Source organism: Pseudonocardia sp. KRD291 (assembly GCF_019263595.1).
GTDB lineage: Bacteria > Actinomycetota > Actinomycetes > Mycobacteriales > Pseudonocardiaceae > Pseudonocardia.
The window spans coordinates 1-4,833 of record NZ_JADQDD010000391.1 but is presented as its reverse complement, the minus strand read 5'-3'; the positions used below and the strand labels follow the sequence as shown (position 1 = coordinate 4,833).

General features: G+C 72.4%; 3 protein-coding genes. 2 read left to right on the top strand and 1 reads right to left on the bottom strand.

Annotation, left to right across the window (positions count from 1 at the left end):
- Window positions 1–2,924 (top strand): AAA family ATPase (locus tag I4I78_RS30450; protein ID WP_218614964.1); only part of this gene is annotated, 2,924 nt, incomplete at its 5' end.
- On the opposite strand, the gene I4I78_RS30445 is transcribed toward I4I78_RS30450, so the two are convergent.
- Complete coding sequence (locus I4I78_RS30445; protein WP_218614963.1) at window positions 2,921–3,655, bottom strand: hypothetical protein; 735 nt, start codon at window positions 3,653–3,655, stop codon at window positions 2,921–2,923. The two genes, I4I78_RS30450 and I4I78_RS30445, sit on opposite strands and share 4 nt — an antisense overlap.
- 290 nt (window positions 3,656–3,945) lie before the next feature.
- Here I4I78_RS30445 and I4I78_RS30440 point away from each other — a divergent pair, with 290 nt between their 5' ends.
- Window positions 3,946–4,572: an Abi family protein gene (locus I4I78_RS30440; protein WP_218614962.1), complete on the top strand. Its 627-nt coding sequence runs from the start codon at window positions 3,946–3,948 to the stop codon at window positions 4,570–4,572.
- Window positions 4,573–4,833: the final 261 nt, after the last annotated feature.

Below are 4,833 nucleotides of genomic sequence, written 5' to 3'. Positions count from 1 at the left end.
TCGCGACGTCGCAGGTCGCCACCCAGAACCTGGCCGGGACCGGGCTCGAAGCGTTGAACACGACGCGGTTCCTGAAGGCGTTCACCCCGGACCCGGTCACCGGGCAGGTCCGGGACCGGCTCGGGGCGCGGGACATGGTGGTCATCGACGAGGCCGGGATGTCGTCGACGGCGGAGATGCACGCGATCGCCGCGCTGGTCACTGCAGCCGGCGGGAAGGTCGTGCCGACCGGGGACGCCGGGCAGCTGCAGGCGGTCGGGGCGGGTGGCATGTTCGCCCACCTCGCGCGGACGAACGGGGCGCACGAGCTGCGCGAGGTGCACCGGTTCACCGAGGGCTGGGAAGCGCAGGCGAGCCTGCAGATGCGGGCCGGGGACCACACGGCGGTTGACGCCTACTCCGATCACGGCCGGCTGCGCACGGGCCGGTTGGAGGAGATGCAGGAGGCCGCGAGCCGCGGCTACCTGGCCGACACCCTGGCCGGGAAGCAGTCGCTGCTGATCGTGGGCACCAACCAGCATGCCGCCGAATTGTCCCGAGGCATCCGGGAGCGTTTGGTCGAACTCGGCCGGGTGGAGGCCCAACCCGTTGGGAACCTCGGCGTGGACCGTCAGCCGGTCAGCGTTGGAGATTCGGTGCAGGCCCGGATGAACGACTACCGGCTCCGGGTCGATCCGGCCATCAGTGAAGGCGGCCGGCGCGGGCCGGCGCTGCCGGTGACCAACCGCGAGGTCTACACCGTGACCGGCGTCCACCCGGTGACCGGGGACCTGCTGATGCAGGACCGGTTCGGCGCGACCGCGCACCTCCCGAAAACCTACGTGCGGGAGCACGTGAGCCTGGCCTACGCGGTGACCGGGCACGCCGCCCAGGGCGTCACGGTCGACACCTCGCACCCGATCGTCGATCGGGACACCACCCGCGAGGCGCTGTATCCGGCGGCGACCCGCGGCCGCGAGCGCAACACCCTGTATCTGGTCACGGAGCGGGAGCCGGACGTGCACACCCCGGAGCGGGTGGCGGAGTCGGCGCGGGAGCGGATGGCCGCGGTGCTGGACAACAGCGCCGCCCAGCAGGCCGCCACGTTTGCCCGTGACCGCGGGGTCGCCGATGCGGGGTCGCTGACCATGGCGGCCGGGCAGTGGGACGCGGTGGCCGGGGAGTACGCGCGCGCCCGCTACAGCGAGCACCTGACCGAGCTTCTGGGCCCGGAGCGGGCCCAGGCGGTGCAGGGCGAGGCCGGGTACGGGCGGCTGCTGCGCTCGGTGCGCGAGGCCGAGATGGCCGGGCACAATGCCGAGACCGTCCTGACCGAGGCGGTCACCGCCCGCAGGCTGGAGAACGCCGCGTCGGTGTCGGACGTGCTGCGGTGGCGGGTCCGCAACACCGCCGAGCGCCGCGTCCCCGAGCAGGCCGTGGACCCGCGGGACTGGACGACCCTCGGCGCCCCGCTGGACGGGTCGGTGGGCGAGTACGCCCAGGCCCTGGCCGTGCTCGCCTCCGACCGCCAGGACGTCCTCGCCCGACAGGTCGCCGAGGCCGGTCCGGAGTGGGCCACCGCCCACCTGGGCCCGGCCCCGGACGCGGAGGCGTCCCCGCAGGGGCGGGTCGAATGGGAGCGCCGCGCGGGGATCGCCGCGGCCTACCGGGAGCTGCACAGCATCCCGGCCGAGCAGGTCTCGCTCGGCGCGGCACCGTCGCGGGAACACGAGTTCCACCGCGCCCTGTGGTCGCAGGCCCGGGACGCACTCGGGCAGCCGGCCGATGTCACCGACCACCAGGCGCTGCCCGACGGCGACCTGTGGGCGATGACCGAGCGGTGGGGCCGCGAGCAGGCCGCCGCCCCGGAATGGGTCGCCGACGAGCTCGCGGCCGCGAACCAGGCCGCGCACGAGCACTGGGTCGCCGCCCGCCTGGCAGACGCCGAACTGGCCGCGCTCCCGGACGGCGACGGCCGCCACGAGGACCTGGCCATCGAGCGGGACACCGCCGAGCGCCTCGCTGCCTGGAACAGTGACCGGGCCACCGACCTGGAGGAGATCTACCAGGCCCGCCACGAGTGGGCGGCCGCCAGCAGCGACGTCGCCACCGACGCCAGCCTGGCCGCCGAGGAACTCGACCGCCGGGGCCTACCCACTCACCGCGAACGGGCCGGCGGCCCCGAACCCGCCGTCCCGGAGCCGACCCTGGCCGACCCGGCCGCGGCGCCGGAGATGGAACGCGACGAGCCCGACGTCGCGGTGGAACAGGCCGAGATGACGGAGGACCTGGCGGTCACGCCGGAAACCGAGCGGGCCGACACCGTCGACCCGGCGCTTACTGAGGATGTCGTGCAGGAGCGCACTCCTGCACACGTGCACGACGGTGGCCACGAGGTCCCCGAACGGCACCTCGCGATGGAAGAGCCCGCTGAACTGGACGGCCCGAAGGTCGCACCAGAATCCGAGCGGGACGCCGCGACCATCGAGGCCGAGTCCAGCGGCGACGTCGTTCACGAGCGCGGCCAGGACGCCGCTGACCACATCGGTGTGCAGGACGACGACCTGGAGGAAGCCGTCGACGTCGCCGAGCCGGACGAGGCGCTCGAGCCAGCGGCGGACAACGAGCCGCCGGCCATCGACACCGAACCGGTTGAGACTGCCCCTGAGCCGACCCAGGTCGAGGGGCCCGATGAGTCGGTCGCGGCCCTGCGCGAGGCCGCGCAGGCCGGCGCCGAGCGGGACGCCCACCGCCGGGGAGTCGAGGCCGCCCGCGAACAGGCCGCAGAGGCCCGTGCGGTCGAACAGGCGCGCGAGGCAGACCAGGCCGCCCAGGCGGCGGAGGTCGAGCGGGCCCGCCGCGACGTCCCCGAACTCGGCCTACACACCGCAGCGGAACAGGGGGTTGAGCATGACCTCGACGCCGGCCAGGAGCTCGGCCTCTAGGAGCGTTCCGTCCCCGGCGGGGTCCAATAGAGAAGGCCGCGCTCGGCGTCCCCGGCCGCAGCCCGCTCATCCTCCGCAACGTCAGCGAGCCACTTCTCGGTCGGCTGCTCCCACATCTCCCGTGCGCCCCACGGACTCGGGCATACGCCCAGTTCGTGTCCGGCCAGGTGCTCATGCAGCGGTGGGTCGACGATCTGGCCCGCCGCTCCGGGCCAGGGAATGCCCCAGCTGATCCCACAGGTCAGCTCCGTCAGCTCCCGCAGCCGACCCAGGTACGACGGCCAGACCACGTTCCGGAGAGCATCGCGGAGCCGGCGACGGTCGACCGTCCGCCGCACCCCGTCGTCGAGGGTCTCTGCGGTCGGGCCGATCCAGAGGTGATGGTGCATCCGCACCGTGTCGAGCCCAGGTACCGAGCTCTCTCCCAGCGTGGCCAGCTCCAACCGCGCCGGCGACGACACCGAGCCGTCGTCGGTCACATACCCGCAGGCGACCTGGACCTTGCCCACGGTGTGCTCGATGACCTTCTCGTACACCGTCAGGCAAGTCTGAGCGTCGAGCTCCCGGTCGTTGCGCACCAGCGCATCGACCAGCAGCGAGAACGTCAACGGCGCCCGGAACTGCACGTCGATCGCATCCGCCGGCGGGCCAGCGCCCTCGAGGTCGTGCACGTCGAACAGCACCACCGGGTCCACCCGGGTATCACCGAAACTGCCCCGCAGCACCATCACCGACCACCGTCCCGCGGACGCCCCCGACCTCGCGTCCGGCTCGACGAACCAGGGTAGAGCCACGTACCGACAACTATGAGCATCGGACGAGTCGGAGTGTGGCGGCGACGTGGCTGCCGAGGGCCGCCGCTACGGAAGTCGCTAGCCTCGCTGCGCCAAAGCAATAACCCCGGTGATGTAGCTCGCCCACGTGGGACGGCCAGGGATCGCTCCGGGGTCTTCGTCAACCATGTTAGAGGAGCGTCCACACAGTGTCGAGTTCAGCGACGCCAGGCGCTCCACCAGCCTCGGTGATCCAGCGCCATCTGTCTGAGCCGCGTCTACGGCCCTACCTCGATGCCTCCGGCGCCGACCTGCAACGAGCCGTCGACCTCTACCGATGGAACGCCCGCGTAGCTGCGGCCTTCTGGGAGGTCCTCGGCCACGGCGAAATCTTCCTCCGCAACGCCATCCACGATGCCCTCGCCGACCGGCACCGCCGCCGCCAGAACCCGGGGACGTGGTTCGACGACCCACGTCGTGAACTCGCCCCGCAGGCCCACAGTGAGATCGAGGTCGCCAAGAGGCGCGCCGGACACGTGTCCGCGGCGGCCCTACCCGGCAAGCTCGTCGCCGAGCTGCCGTTCGGCTTCTGGCGCTACCTACTCGCCCGTCGCTACAGCGCCACCCTCTGGCCCGCCATCCGTCATTCCTTCCCGCACCTACACCGCGGCGACCGTGCGCGTCTTGAACGACCTGTCATCCGGCTGCACCTGCTGCGCAACCGCATCGCCCACCACGAACCCCTCCTGCGCGAGGACCTCGGGGCTCGGCGCGCTGACCTGCGAGATGTTCTCGACGCCATGGACCCCCGGCTGACGTCGTGGACGTTCGACGACGACTTCCGACTCGCTCGGCTCCTCACCAGCCGCCCCTGAGCAGCAAACACAACCACAAGCGCGCCTCGGTACCGCAGCAGGTTGGCGGTAGCCGACAACTACGAGGACAGGAACCTCCGGCGGCCCCTCCGGGGAGGGCCTCAGCTCCAGGATGAGGGGTGCGGCAGGGAGGGGTGGGTCATCCCGCCGCGACGGCGCCCCGAGGGCAACCAGACCGGTTACTCGGGGTCAACCGGAACCGCTGGTTGACCCCGGCCGCCCGGCCTGGTCGGACAGAGTCCGCCGACGCGACGGGAGGAC